At 34.6% G+C, this 2,056-nt stretch carries 3 protein-coding genes; 2 read left to right on the top strand and 1 reads right to left on the bottom strand.

Annotated elements, in window-relative coordinates; genetic code table 11:
- The coding region (locus DPN68_RS12955; RefSeq protein WP_239987041.1) for a transposase at nt 1–828 on the top strand (828 nt) is incomplete at its 5' end.
- A gap of 121 nt (nt 829–949) precedes the next feature.
- Here DPN68_RS12955 and DPN68_RS12950 read toward each other — a convergent pair.
- Nucleotides 950–1,555: a hypothetical protein gene (locus DPN68_RS12950; protein WP_133256611.1), complete on the bottom strand. Its 606-nt coding sequence runs from the start codon at nt 1,553–1,555 to the stop codon at nt 950–952.
- Between the two features lie 205 nt (nt 1,556–1,760).
- Between DPN68_RS12950 and DPN68_RS12945 the strand changes: the two genes are divergently transcribed.
- The coding region (locus DPN68_RS12945) for a transposase (protein WP_162298406.1) at nt 1,761–2,056 on the top strand (296 nt) is incomplete at its 3' end.

Here is a 2,056-nt window from a genome sequence, read left to right as displayed (position 1 = left end):
TATTTTGGACAAATCGCAGTAGACGATGCACACCATGTTATTACTGGAGCGTGTTCTGATTTTGCAGACAAGCGCGATAGTCAATGTTTAGAAAAAATTGTGGAACTTATCGAAGAAAACCTAAACGAAAACGACATTGAATTAGAAGAACTTTTAGCCGATGGCGGTTACAGCAGTGGCGAAGCGTTGGCGTATTTACATAAAAAAAATATTGATGCCTACATTCCTAACTTCGGGCAATACAAACCCGAGCGCGAAGGTTTTACCTTCAACAAAGAGGAAAATTATTACCAATGCACTAAACCCGAAGGCAACCAAGCCAAACTCCTTTTCAAAGGCGAAAAAACGGATAGTAAAGGCTACACCAAACGCACGTACCGAAGCAGCGAGAGTGACTGTAAAAACTGCCCACTCAGAGAACAATGTTGTGGCAAAAGCACTAAGTTTAAAAAGCTAGACGATAGCATCCACAAAGAACATTACGACCGTATGCATCAAAAACTCACACAAAATGCCAAATATGCCAAAAAGATGTCGAGAATACGAAGTAAAACAGTCGAACCTGTGATTGGAACCTTGGTCAACTTCACGAACATGAAACGAGTCAACACCCGAGGCATCAAAAACGCAAACAAACATGTACTCATGGCAAGTTTAACCTACAACTTGAAGAAATACTTGCGTTTTACCATCAAAAAACCAAGTGTTTTAGCCCAAGTTATTTCCTTAAAACAAGGGAAGTGCTTTGCTTTTATAAAAACGGTCTATCAAGACTTTATAATTTCAAATTTAAGCAACCAAAATTTTAGAATTTTGTACAGGAACTAAAAAGACAAACCTCGCTTAAAAGTGTTTAAACGAGGTCGGAATTTTATGTTTTTTGAGATTTTATTTTAAAAAATAGTAGTTGTGCAACAGTTACGGCTGTTAGCTGCTGCTTTTATTATGCTTACCAAAATTTCCACCATTCACGTTTGTTTTCTTTTATTGTCTGTTTCTTAATTACTTCATATAATTTGTCAAATTGTTCGGCAAGTTTTAAAAAATCTTCTGACCAACCATTTGATAGTGAAATCTCTTGATAAGTTGAAGTTGGCGCAAATTCCATATTTAGCTTGTCTAACGTTTCAAAGTCACAGAATTTGATTTTTTCAATGTCCGCATTTAAGTCAATCAAGAATTCTTTTCCGTTGTCATATCCAGCCCAAACTGTATCAGTTTCGTCTGTTGTCCAGCTTTTAATAATTTCTAGAATTTGTCTTACTTTTTGAAAATCTGTATAAAATGGAATTTTGTCAGTAAATAATTTAAATGTTTCTTTGTTGGTTATCTCTTCTAATTCGGTTAAAACGTTTTTTTTGTATTCATATGAAACAAGTCGTTTAGAAATTAGTTCTATATCTTGAAGCTTGTTTGTAATTAAACACCAAGTATTGTCTAAACTATCTCCAAATACTGCTTTCTCAATTGGTCGATTGTTTCGACAAATTCCGTCAATGTCACCACCATACGAATTGTAAATTTTTAGTTTCTCTATGTTTATACCGTTTTTCATAAAGTTGCAGCTAACGTTCTGCGGCTTGCTTTCAGTGGCGTTGAACCAACACCAAGCCATTACAAATATAACAAAACATTCCATTGAGCAGCGGATTTTCCGTAGGAAAATCCGGAAGTAGCCATTGAAGCAAACCGTTGTGCATGTTGCACAACTCAAATATACAAAAACTTGCATAAAAAAGAGATAATTTGTAAATTTATTCATGCAAGGAAAGAAAAGTTTTACCCCACAGTTATTTGTTTCGGTTAATTTGTTGGACATGGTTCCAGTGGATAATTTTTACAGAAAATTGTTAACCGAACTTGATTTACATTTTATTTATAAAGCTACCCAAAAGTATTATGGTAAAGAAGGTCAAGAGAGTATAGATCCTGTTGTTTTCTTCAAGATTTTGTTGGTAGGTTATTTGAATAACATCAACTCCGATAGACAATTAATTGCTTTTTGTAGTGATAGTTTATCGATACGTTTGTTTTTGGGTTATGATGTTCATGAGTC

The sequence above is a fragment of the Flavobacterium tibetense genome, from assembly GCF_003293845.1.
Taxonomy (GTDB): Bacteria; Bacteroidota; Bacteroidia; order Flavobacteriales; family Flavobacteriaceae; genus Flavobacterium; species Flavobacterium tibetense.
This window is presented reverse-complemented; position numbering and strand designations above follow the sequence as displayed.

Bases quoted from the DNA above. Each gene is read 5' to 3' on its own strand.
- DPN68_RS12950 (WP_133256611.1), bottom strand. From the start codon at position 1,555: ATGAAAAACGGTATAAACATAGAGAAACTAAAAATTTACAATTCGTAT.